The 16,368-nt window shown below is 45.9% G+C and carries 13 protein-coding genes; 7 read left to right on the top strand and 6 right to left on the bottom strand.

Features of this window, described 5'->3' with window-relative positions; translation table 11 throughout:
- Positions 1 to 126 precede the first annotated feature (126 nt).
- From AB6E51_RS17865 to AB6E51_RS17875, 3 genes are read right to left on the bottom strand one after another with little or no spacing between them, the layout of a single operon-like run.
- Positions 127 to 1,062 (bottom strand): bifunctional GNAT family N-acetyltransferase/hotdog fold thioesterase, encoded by a 936-nt coding sequence (locus tag AB6E51_RS17865; RefSeq protein ID WP_102332597.1) that lies wholly within the window; start codon positions 1,060 to 1,062, stop codon positions 127 to 129.
- A gap of 16 nt (positions 1,063 to 1,078) precedes the next feature.
- Positions 1,079 to 1,513, bottom strand: coding sequence for a D-aminoacyl-tRNA deacylase (dtd, locus tag AB6E51_RS17870; RefSeq protein ID WP_004735590.1), 435 nt, complete (start codon positions 1,511 to 1,513; stop codon positions 1,079 to 1,081).
- Positions 1,485 to 2,426, bottom strand: a complete 942-nt coding sequence (locus AB6E51_RS17875; RefSeq protein ID WP_032546762.1) for a virulence factor BrkB family protein — start codon at positions 2,424 to 2,426, stop codon at positions 1,485 to 1,487. The genes dtd and AB6E51_RS17875 overlap by 29 nt, the downstream gene beginning before the upstream one ends.
- Before the next feature lie 42 nt (positions 2,427 to 2,468).
- Between AB6E51_RS17875 and AB6E51_RS17880 the strand changes: the two genes are divergently transcribed.
- Together AB6E51_RS17880 and AB6E51_RS17885 are read left to right on the top strand one after the other, a co-directional pair.
- Positions 2,469 to 3,110: a DUF2959 domain-containing protein gene (locus tag AB6E51_RS17880; RefSeq protein WP_372058868.1), complete on the top strand. Its 642-nt coding sequence runs from the start codon at positions 2,469 to 2,471 to the stop codon at positions 3,108 to 3,110.
- 31 nt (positions 3,111 to 3,141) lie between these two features.
- Complete coding sequence (locus AB6E51_RS17885; RefSeq protein WP_372058869.1) at positions 3,142 to 3,672, top strand: AAA family ATPase; 531 nt, start codon at positions 3,142 to 3,144, stop codon at positions 3,670 to 3,672.
- Positions 3,673 to 3,834: 162 nt separating this feature from the next.
- Here AB6E51_RS17885 and typA read toward each other — a convergent pair whose 3' ends face one another.
- A complete protein-coding gene (typA, locus tag AB6E51_RS17890) occupies positions 3,835 to 5,670 on the bottom strand; it encodes a translational GTPase TypA (protein ID WP_017059220.1) in 1,836 nt (611 codons plus the stop codon).
- 563 nt (positions 5,671 to 6,233) lie between these two features.
- On the opposite strand from typA, the gene glnA reads away from it, so the two are divergent.
- The 5 genes from glnA (at position 6,234) to AB6E51_RS17915 (ending at position 14,049) form a co-directional block, all read left to right on the top strand.
- Positions 6,234 to 7,643, top strand: a complete 1,410-nt coding sequence (gene glnA / locus AB6E51_RS17895; RefSeq protein ID WP_019826498.1) for a glutamate--ammonia ligase — start codon at positions 6,234 to 6,236, stop codon at positions 7,641 to 7,643.
- Positions 7,644 to 8,035: 392 nt separating this feature from the next.
- The gene (locus AB6E51_RS17900) at positions 8,036 to 8,605 is read left to right on the top strand and encodes a DUF4124 domain-containing protein (RefSeq protein WP_017059222.1); all 570 of its coding nucleotides are present in this window, start codon (positions 8,036 to 8,038) and stop codon (positions 8,603 to 8,605) included.
- Positions 8,606 to 8,773: 168 nt separating this feature from the next.
- Complete coding sequence (gene glnL, locus AB6E51_RS17905; RefSeq protein ID WP_019826501.1) at positions 8,774 to 9,850, top strand: nitrogen regulation protein NR(II); 1,077 nt, start codon at positions 8,774 to 8,776, stop codon at positions 9,848 to 9,850.
- Positions 9,851 to 9,972: 122 nt separating this feature from the next.
- On the top strand, positions 9,973 to 11,376 hold the full coding sequence (glnG, locus tag AB6E51_RS17910; protein ID WP_004735581.1) for a nitrogen regulation protein NR(I): 1,404 nt from the start codon (positions 9,973 to 9,975) through the stop codon (positions 11,374 to 11,376).
- 108 nt (positions 11,377 to 11,484) lie between these two features.
- The gene (locus tag AB6E51_RS17915) at positions 11,485 to 14,049 is read left to right on the top strand and encodes an EAL domain-containing protein (protein ID WP_229648026.1); all 2,565 of its coding nucleotides are present in this window, start codon (positions 11,485 to 11,487) and stop codon (positions 14,047 to 14,049) included.
- Between the two features lie 91 nt (positions 14,050 to 14,140).
- Here the strand turns inward: AB6E51_RS17915 and hemN are convergent, their stop codons facing one another.
- The gene (gene hemN, locus AB6E51_RS17920) at positions 14,141 to 15,532 is read right to left on the bottom strand and encodes an oxygen-independent coproporphyrinogen III oxidase (RefSeq protein WP_017063057.1); all 1,392 of its coding nucleotides are present in this window, start codon (positions 15,530 to 15,532) and stop codon (positions 14,141 to 14,143) included.
- A 346-nt stretch (positions 15,533 to 15,878) separates the two neighbouring features.
- Complete coding sequence (locus tag AB6E51_RS17925) at positions 15,879 to 16,367, bottom strand: DUF2489 domain-containing protein (RefSeq protein ID WP_004735578.1); 489 nt, start codon at positions 16,365 to 16,367, stop codon at positions 15,879 to 15,881.
- Position 16,368: the final 1 nt, after the last annotated feature.

Here is a 16,368-nt window from a genome sequence, read left to right on the forward strand (position 1 = left end):
GACTACTTCTTCTTGAAGATAAAAGCGGCTTTCCCCGGAAAGCCGCGATGAACCACAAAAAAGCGCCACTCCTCAGGAGTAGCGCTTTCAATCAATAATTCTATCTATCATCAAGCGAGCGTGAAGTTATTCACTCGCCTTGCTATCCGTCGATAGTATTTTCTTATAATCAGGGATCAGCATATAGGTTCCCGTAAACTCTACCGCTTCCACATCGCCGCTATGAATGGTCACGTGAATGATGATACGTGCCTTTCTTCCTGACGCGAGGCGGTCCAAGTCGCCACTGATCCCATCCAATGAAGTAGAGGCAACAGGGTTTTGCTCAACTGGGTGACGATAACGAATATTACTGTCTGCCAGCACGATATCACCGGTCAGCCCGCGTTCTTTCATCAATAGCCAAGTCATCCCCCAACCAGTTAAGGTCGCTAAGGTAAAGGCAGATCCTGCAAACATGGTGTTATGAGGGTTCAAGTTAGGATTCAGCTGAGCACTACACTCAAATTGGTAACCCGTGTATTGGTTGATCTTGATGCCCATCTTGTCACTGATCGGGATCTGATGTTCCCAGCGCTGCTGAAGCTCATTACACCACTCAGGCTTGCGTAGAACGTCTGCCATTGGGTCAAGATGCTTAACCATCTGTTGGTGACGCACAGGGCCACGTTGATCGTTAATCTCACCGCGACGTTCAAATTCATTCTTCTCATAGAATGAGATCGCATCTTCACGTGCATTACACACCAAGCGCTTAGCACCCTCTTGGCGAGCCAATGACTCAAGTGCGACTAGAATCAACGAACCCATGCCTTTACTTTGGCGAGATTTCTTCACCGCCATATAGCGGATCTGACCTTCCAGATCTGGGGTGATATACAGACGACCAATCGCCATCGGGCGACCACGACCATCAACAATCATGCGATGGTGACTCATTGGGTCATATTCATCGCGCTCAGAACCTACCGGCATTCGCCAAGGTTCACGGAGCATCTGCCAACGAAAATGGTAATACTTGTTTAGCTGATTTTCGGTGGTTGGTGTTATGAGTTTAAACATGCTTATTCCTTTAAGCCTAAACCTGCAGCCAGAATGTCACTGGGCCATCATTAACCAAAGACACTTTCATGTCGGCTGCGAATCGGCCACGTTCCGTTGGTAACACTGATTCACACTGGTCAGAGAAATAGTTATAAAGACGCTCAGCATCTTCTGGGTGAGCACCACGAGAGAACCCTGCTCGAGTCCCTTTCTTGGTATCGGCCGGCAGAGTGAATTGAGACACCACTAATACCTTACCTTCTACTTGCTTCACGTTGAGGTTCATTTTATCGTCTTCGTCTCCAAAGACACGATAAGTGGTCACTCGTTCCATCAAACGTTTGGCTTTGGCTTCGTCGTCACCTTTTTCTACGCCTAACAAAACTAATAAGCCTTGTTCAATCTCACCAACTACTTCGCCATCAACACGGACGGCAGCTTCACTTACTCTCTGGATCAGTGCTATCACTGTTGTTTCCTTGCTCTGTGATTTTGTCTTTATCCGACGAGTGTACCATTTCTTTCGAGTCACTCCACTGTTCCTGCTCACCCAATGCAGCGGTCACCTCAGCACCCACCAGCACAATCAACCAGCACAAATAAACCCAGACAAAAAGAATTGGTATTGCCGCCAATGCGCCATAAATCAACTGGTAAGAAGGGAATTGAGTAATGTAGGCCGCGAAGCCTTTCTTACTGAGTTCGAACAACAGAGCCGCCACTAGAGAACCTGCAGCCGCATGAGAAAAGTGTATCTTTTTGTTGGGAACCAACAGGTACAGACCGAAAAACGCAAAGAAAGAGAGAATCAAAGGCAGTTTGCGAATTACGGTATTAAAGGCGCCAGATACGACTTCATTTTGTAGCAGACTGAGCGATGTCACATACGAAGTGGCAGCAATACTCGCCCCAACCAAGATCGGCCCAAGTGTTAGCACCATCCAGTACATTGAGAACGACAATACCGCACGTCGCTTCTCATTAACACGCCAGATGTAGTTTAGGTTCTTATCGATATTCGAGATCAACATCAGTGCCGCAATGAACAAGAACACACTACCGACCGCCGTCATCTTACCCGTGTTGGCAACAAACTCGAGCAAGGCACCGTGCACCGCATCTCCTGACGCTGGAACAAAGTTGATAATAACGAAGTTTTGAATCACGATACCAACATCAGCAAAGATGGAAAATGATGACAAGATAGAGAGCAGAACCGTCAACATCGGTACGATCGAGAGCAAAGTAATGTACGCCAAGTAGCCCGCATTCACGTTGACTCTATCGTGCGTCATTCGCGCCAAAAGATAGCGAGAAAACTGAATACTGAGTGTGGCGACCTTTTTTATCTTCAACTTGTAACTCCCTTGTAACTCGTTCATAGTCCTAATTAATATTCCGTTACTTAACTATAGGAAACTAGGATGCCTTATTTAATAGTTATAGTCCTCTCTATTTTTACTCTTACTGGATGCCAATCAGCTTATTACTCCGCAATGGAGCAAGTGGGCTATCACAAGCGTGACATTATGGTTGATAGAGTGGAAGACGCTAAAGAGTCACAGCAGGATGCTCAGGAAGAGTTTACCAGCGCACTTGAAGCCTTGAGTAGCCTGACTAATTTCAGTGGCGGCGACCTTGAAGACATGTACAACCAAATCAACGATAAATACCAAGACAGCGAGAAAGCCGCGCAAAATGTCAGTGACCGCATTGCTGCGATTGAAGATGTGTCGGATGCGCTGTTTGAAGAGTGGCAGAGTGAGTTAGATCTCTACACCAGTGATTCACTGCGCCGCTCGAGCGAGCAAAAGCTTCGTGAAACTAAATTGTCTTACCAAACGATGCTGTCAGCAATGAAGCGCGCCGAGAAGAAAATGGACCCAGTGCTCAATACCCTTCGCGACAACACGCTTTACTTGAAGCACAACCTCAATGCGAGCGCTGTCGACTCGCTGCAAGGTGAGTTTATGAGCTTAGAAAAAGACATCGCCTACGCAATAGAACAGATGAATGCTGCGATCGCCGAATCGGATAAGTTCCTTGCTCAACTAAACCAGAAATAACGCCCGTAGGCACAAATAAAGATAAGCCCGTATGAACCCAATCATTATAACTGGCGGCCCTGGTGCCGGAAAAACCATACTGATAAATGCGTTGGCTGGTGCGAGTTACCCCACCTTCGCAGAGTCCTCTCGCCAGTTAATAGAACAGCAAAGTCAGCTTGAAAACGGTATCTTGCCTTGGGTAGACCTTCCCGGCTTTGCTGAGCTTTGTTTAGGTGTGATGAGCGAGCAAAAAGACCAAGCCAATCAACATCCGATTGCCTTTCTCGATCGCGCTATTCCAGACATTTGTGGCTATTTGGCTCAGGCGAAACTAGAGATAAACACAACCTACCGAGAAGCGAGCCAAGGTTATCACCCCCAAGTGTTGTTCTGTCGCCCTGAGGCTTCAATTTATGTACAAGATGATGTGAGACCTTATCCGTTTGAGGAAGCGCTAGAGATTCACCACGCTTTAGAAAGAGTCTACCAAGAACTTGGCTATGAGGTGGTTGAAGTGCCGTTTATGCCAGTCGAAGAACGGCTTCAATTCGTTGAGCGTTACTTAGGTATCAAAAGCTAGATCCCCAACTCGGTCGTTCCTCCCTCTTGAGGATGACGAAATCTCGTTTAACCGTATCTAAACAAACTAAAAAACAAAAGCCCCGAGCAGCTAGGCTACTCGGGGCTTTCTTACTTATTCTAAAACGTATTGCTTGTTAGCTAGAAGCTAGTCAGCTGGCAATTAAGCCTTAGCTGGACGTGCTGCACGCTTACGTTCGTTTTCAGTAAGAAGCTTCTTACGGATACGAATGCTTACTGGCGTTACTTCTACTAGTTCGTCTTCGTCGATGAACTCAAGAGCTTGCTCTAGAGTGTGACGGATAGGTGGCGAAAGAACCTGTGCTTCATCAGTACCAGATGCACGAACGTTCGTTAGCTGCTTACCTTTCAGACAGTTTACTGTTAGGTCGTTTGAACGGTTGTGAATACCGATGATTTGACCTTCGTATACTTCATCCGCGTGCTCAGCAAATAGACGACCACGTTCTTGTAGGTTGAATAGTGCGTAAGTCAGAGCTTTACCAGTTGCGTTCGAGATTAGAACACCGTTGTTACGTTGACCGATTACGCCGCCTTTGTGAGGACCGTAGTGATCAAATGAGTGGTAAAGAAGACCAGAACCAGACGTTAGAGTTAGGAACTCAGTTTGGAAACCGATAAGACCACGAGAAGGCATCATGAAGTCCATGCGAACACGGCCTTTGCCATCTGGAGACATATCAGTTAGCTCACCTTTACGTAGACCGATGTTTTCCATGATGCCACCTTGGTGCTCTTCAAGCACGTCGATAGTCACAGTTTCAAACGGTTCAGTTAGGTTGCCATCTTCGTCTTTCTTGATGATAACTTCTGGACGAGATACAGCTAGCTCGAAACCTTCACGACGCATGTTTTCGATCAGGATAGATAGGTGAAGTTCACCACGACCTGAAACACGGAAACGATCTGGGTTATCAGTTTCTTCAACACGTAGTGCAACGTTGTGTACTAGTTCTTTCTCTAGACGCTCAAGGATGTTACGTGAAGTAACGAACTTACCTTCTTTACCCGCGAACGGAGAAGTGTTTACTTGGAACGTCATTGTTACTGTTGGTTCATCAACAGAAAGCGGAGTCATTGCTTCAACATTGTTTACGTCACAGATAGTGTCTGAAATTTTCAGCTCACCAAGACCAGTGATTGCAATGATGTCGCCAGCGTTAGCTTGCTCAACTTCGTGACGGTCAAGACCTAGGTAACCAAGAACTGTACCTACTTTACCGTTACGTTTTTTGCCTTCTGCATTGACGATAGTTACTTGTTGGTTTGGTTTAACAGAACCACGAGTAACACGAGCAACACCGATAACACCTACGTAAGAGCTGTAATCAAGTTGCGAAATTTGCATTTGTAGTGGACCGTCAAGGTCAACTGCAGGCGCGTCTACTGTATCAACAACAGCTTGGAACAATGGTTCCATGTTCTCGCCAGTTTCGCCTTCAGTCATTGTTGCCCAGCCGTTTAGAGCTGAAGCGTAAACAACTGTGAAGTCTAGTTGCTCATCAGTAGCACCTAGGTTGTCGAAAAGGTCGAATACTTGATCCATAACCCAATCAGGACGAGCGCCTGGGCGGTCAATCTTGTTGATTACAACGATTGGCTTAAGACCGTGTGCGAATGCTTTTTGCGTTACGAAACGAGTTTGAGGCATTGGGCCATCAACTGCGTCAACGATAAGCAGAACAGAGTCAACCATAGACATGATACGCTCAACTTCACCACCGAAGTCCGCGTGTCCCGGAGTATCTACGATGTTGATGCGGTAATCATTCCAGTTGATTGCTGTGTTCTTAGCAAGAATGGTAATGCCACGCTCTTTTTCGATGTCATTCGAATCCATGACACGCTCTTCAGCTTCACCACGAGACTCAAGAGTGCCTGACTGTTGTAGCAGTTTATCAACCAAAGTCGTTTTACCGTGGTCAACGTGCGCGATGATCGCGATATTTCTTAACTTATCAATCTGTGGAGTAGACATGGATTCTCGATTCACTCATAAAAGTAGCCGTCACTTATCTCAAAAGTTTGGATAATAACCGCTAGCTTGATTTAAAAAACGGTCAATAATATACCAGATTCTAGACAAAAACCCAGAAATATGTGATCTGAACCAAGGCTTTTTTCTTAGTTAGCGATTCATATCCTCTTAACTTTGATTCAGTACAGTGTTGGGTAGCCCGATTCGTAGGATTCTAAAAAAGCATCACGCGCGAGTCACAAGCCAAATCTCCGGCAAAATGACAAAAGTGGATTGACAACTTAGGCAATTCATTGCTGAATGGTGTTCGCTTATTGTCTCATATTGGTGCACAGACAAACGGTTGCACCAATAAAGTGCAAACAGAGATCATTTTGGTGCAAAAAGTAGATTAAGCAAAACCGCAAAACAAGTAAAACATTGAAATTAATGGAATAATTTTTTTGGCACGTTTTTGGCTATAGATAAATCAGCATCGATTAATGCACTTATAGACATTAATCAATGCTAGTTTCAACCGAATCGAGCTAATACCGAATTAATAACACTGGAGGTTATCCAAGATGTCAGTAGAAAATGTACTATCCCTGATCCAAGAGAACGAAGTTAAATTTATCGACTTACGTTTTACTGATACAAAAGGTAAAGAGCAGCATATCTCTATTCCTTCTCACCAAGTTGATGCAGACTTCTTCGAAGAAGGCAAAATGTTTGACGGCTCTTCAGTAGCTGGTTGGAAAGGCATTAACGAATCTGACATGGTAATGATGCCAGACGCAGCATCTGCTGTACTGGACCCATTCACAGAAGACGCAACGCTAAACATCCGTTGTGACATCCTTGAGCCTGCAACAATGCAAGGCTACGACCGTGACCCACGCTCTATCGCTAAACGTTCTGAAGAGTACCTACGTTCTACAGGTATCGCAGACACAGTTCTAGTTGGTCCAGAGCCAGAATTCTTCCTATTTGATGACGTTAAGTTCTCAAACGACATGTCTGGTTCTTTCTTCAAGATCGATGACGTAGAAGCAGCTTGGAACACAGGTTCTGACATCGAAGGCGGTAACAAAGGTCACCGTCCTGGCGTTAAAGGCGGTTACTTCCCAGTAGCTCCAGTAGATTCATCTCAAGACATCCGTTCAGCAATGTGTCTAGTAATGGAAGAGATGGGCCTAGTTGTTGAAGCTCACCACCATGAAGTAGCAACTGCGGGTCAAAACGAAATCGCTACTCGCTTCAACACGCTAACAGCGAAAGCTGATGAAACTCAAATCTACAAGTACGTTGTACACAACGTTGCTCACGCATTTGGTAAAACAGCGACATTCATGCCTAAGCCACTAGTTGGTGACAACGGTTCTGGTATGCACGTTCACCAATCTCTAGCAAAAGACGGCGTTAACCTGTTTGCTGGTGATAAGTACGGCGGCCTATCTGAAATGGCTCTTTACTACATCGGTGGTGTAATCAAGCACGCTCGTGCAATCAACGCGTTTGCTAACCCATCAACTAACTCGTACAAGCGTCTTGTACCTGGTTTCGAAGCACCTGTAATGCTTGCTTACTCAGCACGTAACCGTTCTGCTTCTATCCGTATCCCAGTAGTACCAAGCCCTAAAGCACGTCGTATCGAGCTACGTTTTGGTGACCCAGCAGCTAACCCATACCTATGCTACTCAGCAATGCTTATGGCTGGCCTTGACGGCATCAAGAACAAGATTCACCCAGGCGAAGCTATGGATAAAGATCTATACGACCTTCCTGCAGAAGAAGCAGCTGAAATCCCAACAGTTGCAGAATCTCTACAAGAAGCTCTAGCAGCGCTTAGCGAAGACCGTGAGTTCCTAACAGCTGGCGGCGTATTCTCTGACGATTTCATCGATTCTTACATCACTCTGAAATCTGACGACGTACAACGCGTGAACATGGCTACACACCCACTTGAGTTTGAACTGTACTACTCAGTTTAATCTCCTGTAGAGATAAGCCATTTCTTACTGCAACCTTGTAAGAATCGCTGACTAAATATTAGGCTCGCCTCGCAGGCGGGCCTTTTTTATATTCTCCCTCCCCCCGCTTCCTCGTACCATACTAGATACCAATCGTAGTAAATAACTACTCAGCCTAGCTTGTTAAAACACTCGATAACATCGTTAGGTTTTTTGATTGTAGAATAACTACTTATCGAAACTATTTTTGCCGAGCAGGGCTGCCTCGTTCTCAAGCCTTTTTCCTGCGCTATTTCTGAGCATTAACTTACTGTGATTGGCATTTAACAAAAGCCCTCAGAGGCTGTCGCGCTAAATACAATAAAACCAACGCCAAACGTGAAATCACCTAGCGGTGAAAAGAGGCTAAAGATATGAAAAACATACTGTTCCTAATCGGGTTAACAGTCGCGCTCTCGTGCTCTGCTCAAACGGTGTATACCTGGATAGATGAAGATGGCGTGCTCCACTTTAGTGATAACCCTAGCGCTCAAGATGCCGAGGCTCTTCGCCTGCCAGATGTGCAAGCTTCAGCACCCGCCCCTAAATTTGAGGCCTCAACTCCGGTTGACGCTGCTGCTTCCTCTACAACTAAAACGGCAACGCCAGCCAAAACTCAGGCAGAAACCGAAACCACAAAGCGCGAGGTTCCTACTCAATTAGCCCTCACCATGTTGACTCCAGTTCATGATCAAACCATTCGTAGTAATCGCGGCTTAATCCCGATTCAGATAGAACTCAACCGAAAGCTTGGTATAGGTGAGCAATTACAATTGATGCTTGATGGCCGTCGATATGGCGCCCCACAGACCCAGCCTATTTGGGAATTAAAAGGTATCGATCGAGGTACTCACACCATTGCAATTCAAGCACATAGAAGCGGCAAGCTTATTGCATCTACTAGTCCAGTCACCGTGTATTTACATCGAGCGACGCTCAAGTAGGCCAATGTGTTAAAAGAGGCCAAATAACCTCTACTTTTCACCTAATCGAAGCAGCTTTCAGCGACTCTAATGAATTATCTTTAGCTTCTGGTTGATATGCGCCATACTTGAACTTAGCTACGCACCAATTTGGTGCAGTGAGAAAAACACCAGTTCAAGGACGAAATAGTGAATCGATCAGCCAAAAGCGACAGCATAGATACACACCATCTTTCCAGCGCCATTCTCGACAATATGGTGACTTCGACATTAATGCTCGATGAGCAATTGTATGTCCGATACGCAAATCCGGCGGCTGAGCAGCTCTTTTCACAGAGCGCACGACGCATCGTTGATCATCCACTGAGCCAACTTATCCAACACGCTTCACTTGATTTGGCGCTTCTGACGCAACCGCTACAAAGTGGCCAGAGCATTACCGACAGTGACGTTACCTTCGTTGTTGATAACCGCCCACTGATGCTTGAAGTCACGGTTAGCCCAATATCTTGGCAGCGAGAGACGCTGTTATTGGTTGAGATGCGCAAGATAGACCAGCAAAGACGCCTTAGCCAAGAGCTCAACCAACATGCACAACAACAAGCGGCTAAGTTGCTGGTACGCGGGTTAGCACATGAGATCAAAAATCCACTCGGTGGCTTAAGAGGTGCGGCGCAGTTACTTGGGAAAATGCTTCCTGATCAGTCTCTTAATGAATATACGCAGATCATTATTGAGCAAGCCGACCGCTTAAGAGCATTAGTCGACCGTCTGCTTGGCCCACAGAAGCCGGGGACTAAATCAGAAGAGAACCTTCACCAGATACTTGAGAAAGTCAGGCAGCTCGTAGAGCTCGAATCGGGTTCAACGCTCGCCATCGAAAGGGATTACGACCCGAGCCTACCGGACATCTTGATGGATTCGGCACAGGTTGAACAAGCGATGCTCAATATCGTGAGCAATGCAGCGCAGATTCTAAAGACTCAAGATTCTGGCAAAATCACCATTCGCACCAGAACGGTGCATCAAGCAAATATTCACGGGCAGCGACACAAACTCGCAGCTCGTATTGAGATCAGCGATAACGGTCCGGGCATCCCCGATGATTTAAAAGACACGCTGTTTTACCCAATGGTCAGCGGACGAGAAGGTGGAACAGGGCTGGGGCTATCGATTTCTCAAAACCTGATCGATCAACACAATGGGAAAATTGATGTTGAAAGCTGGCCGGGTAACACCACATTCACGATTTACCTACCCATTTAGGTCAACAGAACCTCGCGATTCGACAGCGAGACGAAAGGCTTAACTCGGTAACACAAAAATTAAAGACATCATAAAAACAACAATGATTATCACAATAGATTTGGCTGCAAAGGAATTGAATTATGAGTAAGGGATACGTTTGGGTCGTCGATGACGACAGTTCTATACGCTGGGTCGTAGAGAAAACACTGTCATCTGCGGATATAAAGTGTGAAACATTTGCTGATGCTGAGAGCGTATTGCTTGCTCTTGAGCGCGAGACACCAGACGTTTTGGTGTCCGACATTCGCATGCCTGGCATTGACGGGATTGAGCTGTTACACCAAGTTCACCAGCGCTCTCCCGACCTGCCAGTGATCATTATGACCGCGCACTCAGACCTCGATGCAGCGGTGAACGCTTATCAAAAAGGGGCTTTTGAGTATCTGCCTAAGCCGTTTGATATTGATGAGACACTGACTCTAGTAGAGCGAGCCATCGCACATAGCCAAGAGCAAAAACGAGAACAAGCCAGCGAAGTAGCCGAAGACACCAACGCACCAGAAATCATCGGTGAAGCACCGGCAATGCAGGAAGTTTTCCGAGCTATTGGCCGTTTGTCTCGTTCATCCATTTCGGTTCTTATTAATGGTGAATCGGGGACTGGTAAAGAATTAGTCGCGCACGCGCTGCATCGTCACAGCCCAAGAGCTAAAAAGCCCTTCATTGCGTTAAACATGGCGGCAATCCCTAAAGACTTGATCGAATCAGAGCTGTTTGGCCACGAGAAAGGCGCCTTTACTGGCGCTAACAGTGTTCGCCAAGGACGATTCGAACAAGCCAACGGCGGTACTCTGTTTCTTGATGAAATAGGCGATATGCCACTCGATATTCAGACTCGACTACTGCGCGTGCTTTCTGATGGCCAATTTTATCGCGTCGGTGGACATTCTGCGGTTAAGGTTGATGTTCGTATCGTTGCAGCAACCCACCAAGATCTTGAGCGCTTGGTGCATGACGGTGGTTTCCGTGAAGACCTTTTCCATCGACTGAACGTTATCCGAATCCATATTCCGGCACTGCGCGAACGTAAACAGGACATTGAAAAGCTGACTCACCACTTCCTAGCATCCGCCGCTGAAGAGCTTGGTGTAGAAGTGAAGACACTGCACTCAGAGACCATCATGAAGCTCAATCAGCTAAATTGGCCGGGTAACGTACGTCAGCTTGAGAACATCTGTCGTTGGCTCACAGTCATGGCGAGCGGCAGTGAAATACTCCCTTCAGACTTGCCTCCAGAACTGTTGGAAGAAAAAGTGGTGACGACCTCAGGGACAGGAGACAACTGGCAACAACTGCTGGCTAATTGGGCAAAATGTGCGCTTGATTCAGGAGAAAAAGAGCTACTAACTTATGCGCTGCCAGAGTTTGAACGTATACTGCTAGAGGCTGCACTCAACCATACCAATGGTCATAAACAGGATGCAGCCAAGGTTTTAGGTTGGGGAAGAAACACCCTAACTCGTAAACTAAAAGAACTGTACTAGACCTTATATGACTCTCGATGCAGCTACTTTTTTAACCAAAAAAGGTCGCTTGGTTTGAATAGTGTCGGTACAATTAAAGTATGCCATCCACTAAAGTTGTAGCTAAAGATGTCTTTGAAAACACAAATTACCTTGAGAACTGCTGTGGTTCTGCCATTCGTGATGATTTTTCTGTTCACTATGAGCGTAATGGTTTTCACTCAAAAGCAAAGCTACAAAGAGATGGTGAGTGATGTTAGTGCACGCCAGCTGACATCACTGACTGACCATGTTCATCAAAGCCTGTCCAACTTTTTAGAAAAGCCATTTCACGCGAACCTCTCGCTCAGCCATAACATCGGCTACCACCACCTTTACCAAGCGGGAAACCTTAGCAAGGTCCAAGACTACATTCTTTATACGTTTTCAGACCATTTCACTGCTATACCTCAACTCGATGTGATCGGCTTTGGTTCTGAAGATGGTAACTATGTCGGTTTTCGTAAAGAAGCTAACAACGGCTATACCTTGATGGTACAAGACGAGCGTACTAGCGATCAGCTGGTCATTTACCGTGGCAGCAAGATCAGCGAAGACATTCGATCTGTGATTTCAAGTTACGACCCGAGAGTCCGCCCTTGGTACACACCCGTTGCGACGCAAAAAAAGGCTGTATGGTCGCCAATTTATGCCAATGCAGATGAACGCCAAGAGATCACCTTATCTGCCCTCGCCCCTATCTATGATGACAACGAATTCAAAGCCGTCGTCGTTAGCGACATTAAGATCAATACCTTCAATGCGTTTCTCAAAGAACTCAAAGATAAAACGGATGCCTCTGTTTATATCATTGATAAGCAGCAACGCTTGGTCGCTCACTCGGGCGGAGGTAGCGTGGTCTCTTGGGGAACAGGGAAAACCAATAAGGGCCAACGCTTACTGGCATCAGAGAGTGCTAACCCGGTAATACGTGAAAGTGCGAGCTACGTAGACCAATTTCACCTAATCGATAATTTGGGCGTGCAGCGCTTTAGCTTTCGCCTAGACAACGAACGATACTTCAACCAGATCACCCCTTATGAAGATGAGCACGGCATCACTTGGTTTATTGGTATGTCGATCCCTGAAAGCAACCTACTCGGTGAACTACCTGAAAACCAAAGAAACAGTTGGTTGCTCGGGCTAGCGCTGAGTTGCATTGGTGTCATTGCTGGGTTAATTGCCTTTAATCGCGTAACCCAACCCATCACCTCAACAGCGGATGCGGCAAAGCGTCTTGCTAAAGGCGATTGGGACACAAGTATGCCAAAGACAGGGCATATCTATGAAACCAGCATGTTGGTGGAGTCATTCAATGAAATGGCCAACAACTTAAAGGCTTCCTTTCAAGCATTACAGTCTCAGCTTACCTATGACTCATTAACCAAACTATACAGCCGCGAAGGCTTTATCGACGCTGCCAAGAAAAACCCAGCAAACGAAAAAGGCACACTTTATTTAGTGGGTATTGATCGCTTCCGAGACATCAATGACAGCCTTGGTCATTACAATGGTGACCAATTGCTTATCATTGCGGCCGCTCGTTTAAGAGGCACATTGCCATCCGAGTACCTATTAGCTCGCACTGGCGGTGATGAATTCGCCATTTACGCCCCGAACGTCATCCAAAGCGAGGAAGCTCAACTACTGACGAATCGCCTGCTTCAAACCTTTGCTTCCCCATTTTCAATGGAATCAGAAAGTGTCGTTATTAAGGTATCGATGGGCGTCGTCGGTGTATCTAACGTCCACGACATTGCGCTATTGCTGCGTAGTAGTAGCATTGCTTTGAGCAACGCAAAACAAGACAAAGCTAGTGTCAGCATTTACAGCCCTGAGATGGGTAAAGCATCAAGACATCGCACTAAGATGCTGGCGCGGATGAACCGAGCGATTGAACTTCAACAGTTCGAACCGTTTTATCAACCTATTATTGATCTGGAATCTGGCTCGACCATTGGGGCTGAAGCTCTAGCACGCTGGATAGCCGATGAAGGCGTAATTTCACCACTTGAATTCATTCCTCTCGCTGAAGAGAGCGGGCTGATTTACGATATCGGCAAGCAAATTCTACATAAGTCGTGTCGAGATACTGCCATCGCGATTGAGTCAGGAAAATGGAGCAAGGACTTCTCTATTCACGTCAACCTGTCGGTCGATCAACTGAGTGAAAGTGGCTTTGTTGAACAAGTAAAAGGCACGCTACGTGACACCAAGCTACCAGCAAGCAACCTAACACTTGAGATCACTGAGTCACGCATCGTCGACAATGACCCAGCCATCATCGATAACATGCTGACGCTAAAAGCATTAGGCATCTCGATTGCAATTGATGACTTTGGTACCGGCTATTCGTCACTGGCTTATTTACACAAACTGCCATTTGATTGCCTGAAGATCGATCGCAGCTTCGTCAGCAAGCTCGAAAAAGAGAACCTAGACAGCTCGATCGTCGCGGCCATCGTTAACATCACCAAAGGTTTCAAAGTGAGCTTAGTGGCAGAAGGCGTTGAAACACAGCAACAGGCAGAACTCCTCAAGCAACTAAAATGCCCACTGGCTCAAGGGTTCTTATACAGTCGTCCAGTTCCGTTTGATCAGTGGCCAACCGACCTGACTAACACCAAACAAAGCACCAAAAAGGGTGTCACCTAGTCAGGTAGAAAGTCTTCCGTTAGCAAGACACAGATACAAAAATGCCAGCATAATGCTGGCATTTTTTATGTTTCTATTCTCAATCGAGCGATTAAATCACACGAGAGAACTGCTGTTGACGAGCCTTAGCACGTAGGTATTTATCGAAACACATACAGATGTTACGAATCAACAAACGGCCACGCAAAGTCACGCGGATTTCTTTGTCGTCAACTTCAACCAACTCATCGTTGATAAAGGTTTGCAGTAGCCCTAAATCTTCTTTGAAGTAACGATTAAAGTTAACCGAGAACTCAGATTCGATCATGTTTTTATCAAGCTTAAAGTTACAGATAAGCTGTTTGATCACTTCACGACGTAGAAGGTCGTCACTGTCTAGAGCAACACCTTTCCAAAGCGCGTGGCGCAGGTCATTCACTTGAGCGTAGTACTTCTTCAGCTCTTTCTGGTTTTGAGCGTAAGCATCACCAACCATAGAAATCGCAGAAACACCGAAACCAATTAAGTCAGCTTCACCTTGGGTGGTGTAGCCTTGGAAGTTACGATGCAGAATACCTTCACGCTGTGCTACGGCTAGCTCATCTTCAGGTAGTGCGAAGTGATCCATACCAATGAACTGGTAACCCGCTCCCGTTAGCGTCTCGATGGTATCTTGCAAGATAGCCATTTTCTCTTTCGCTTCAGGTAGATCTTCGTCTTTAATCTTACGCTGCGCCGCAAACAGCTGAGGCATGTGTGCGTAGTTAAATACCGATAAACGGCCCGGCTTCATTTCTAACACTTGCTTCAATGTTTCAGCGAACAAAGCTTGAGTCTGCTTTGGTAGGCCGTAGATCAAATCCAGGTTAGTTGAACGGAAGCCTAGCTCTTTCGCTCGTTTAACCATCGCAATGATGAACTCTTCATCTTGCTCACGGTTAACCAGTTTCTGCACTTCTTTATTGAAGTCTTGCACGCCAATGCTCAGGCGGTTGAAGCCTTCGTTACGCAGGTGGTCAAGTACGTCTAGCTCAATCTCACGCGGGTCAACTTCAATACTGATTTCAGCGTCAGCGGTGAAGTTAAACTCTTCACGCAAAATACTCATCAAACGAGTGATTTGTGTTTTGGTCAAGAACGTTGGCGTACCACCACCGAAGTGCAATTGCGTCACTTCACGGCCATTCAATAAAGAGGCGCGTTGGCGGATTTCATGTTCAATCACATCAAGGTACTCATCCGCTTTATGCGAGTGACGAGTAATGACTTTATTACAACCACAGTAGTAACAAAGCTTGTGGCAGAACGGGATATGCACGTAAAGAGAGAGTGGACGCTCAGGATATTGAGTACACGCCATGTCGTAATCAGCGACGGTAAACGCTTCATGAAACTCCAACGCAGTTGGGTATGAGGTGTAACGAGGTCCCGAATAGTTGTACTTGTTTAAGATCTCTTGATCCCAAACGATTTGCTGATTCGTTGTTACTGGCTTGCTCGACATAGCGGTATTTCCAATTTAGATCCGCGAGAACCTAAGGTCTCTCAAATCATTTTACATACATTAAAATATAGACGGGTTATTTTGCCACACGACCTGTAAGGTCGTTCCAAGACAAAATCAATTTTTTAGACAAAAACTCAGAACTGCTAGCTTGATCACTAACAAAGCGTCGGGATTAACGAGACGCAAAAGGTAAGAAGGCTCATTTAACATTGTCTATTAAAAGATAAGGCGACTTAAAAACAAGATGCATTTAAGATGAAAAGTCTTAAATGCATAGGTATTAAAAGCAGCGCGTCTAAAAACGGAATGTTAAACAAGCCTCTATATTTAAAAGTCTTAGTGACTAGATCATCTGAATGTTGATTTGGTTATTGAGAGGCTTAACCTTCTCCTGCAACCTTTTCAAATCTTCAATGACCGCATCATTCAAGCGAGTCTCCGCCTTATGGCGTGTGAGATTCTGCTGCATGCGCTCTTTCTTCGTCAGTTCCTGCCTTCCGTCTCCGCGAGCCATATCTTTTACGATATGGTACAGCTCAGAAAGAGCAGGATACTCAGAATCAAAATCGACACGCTCATCACCCTGAACGTTATCCATAATGATACACACTCGGATACTGATCTCAGGTAAGTCACACTGGCCTTGAATACCCGCTAAGCACAAAGTATTTACGTTGTCGTAAATCGTCGCGTTACGTTTTTCAATGGCAAGTGCTTGATGCTGCTTTTGCAACTCCGTCTGCTTCTTCACTTGAAGTAGAAGGTAACCTGCGTAAGAGCCCAAGCCGAGAATGATAATTCCACCAGCAATTGCTAATAAGGTTACGTTCATT

The organism is Vibrio sp. 10N.247.311.47 (assembly GCF_041467535.1).
GTDB lineage: Bacteria > Pseudomonadota > Gammaproteobacteria > Enterobacterales > Vibrionaceae > Vibrio > Vibrio crassostreae_C.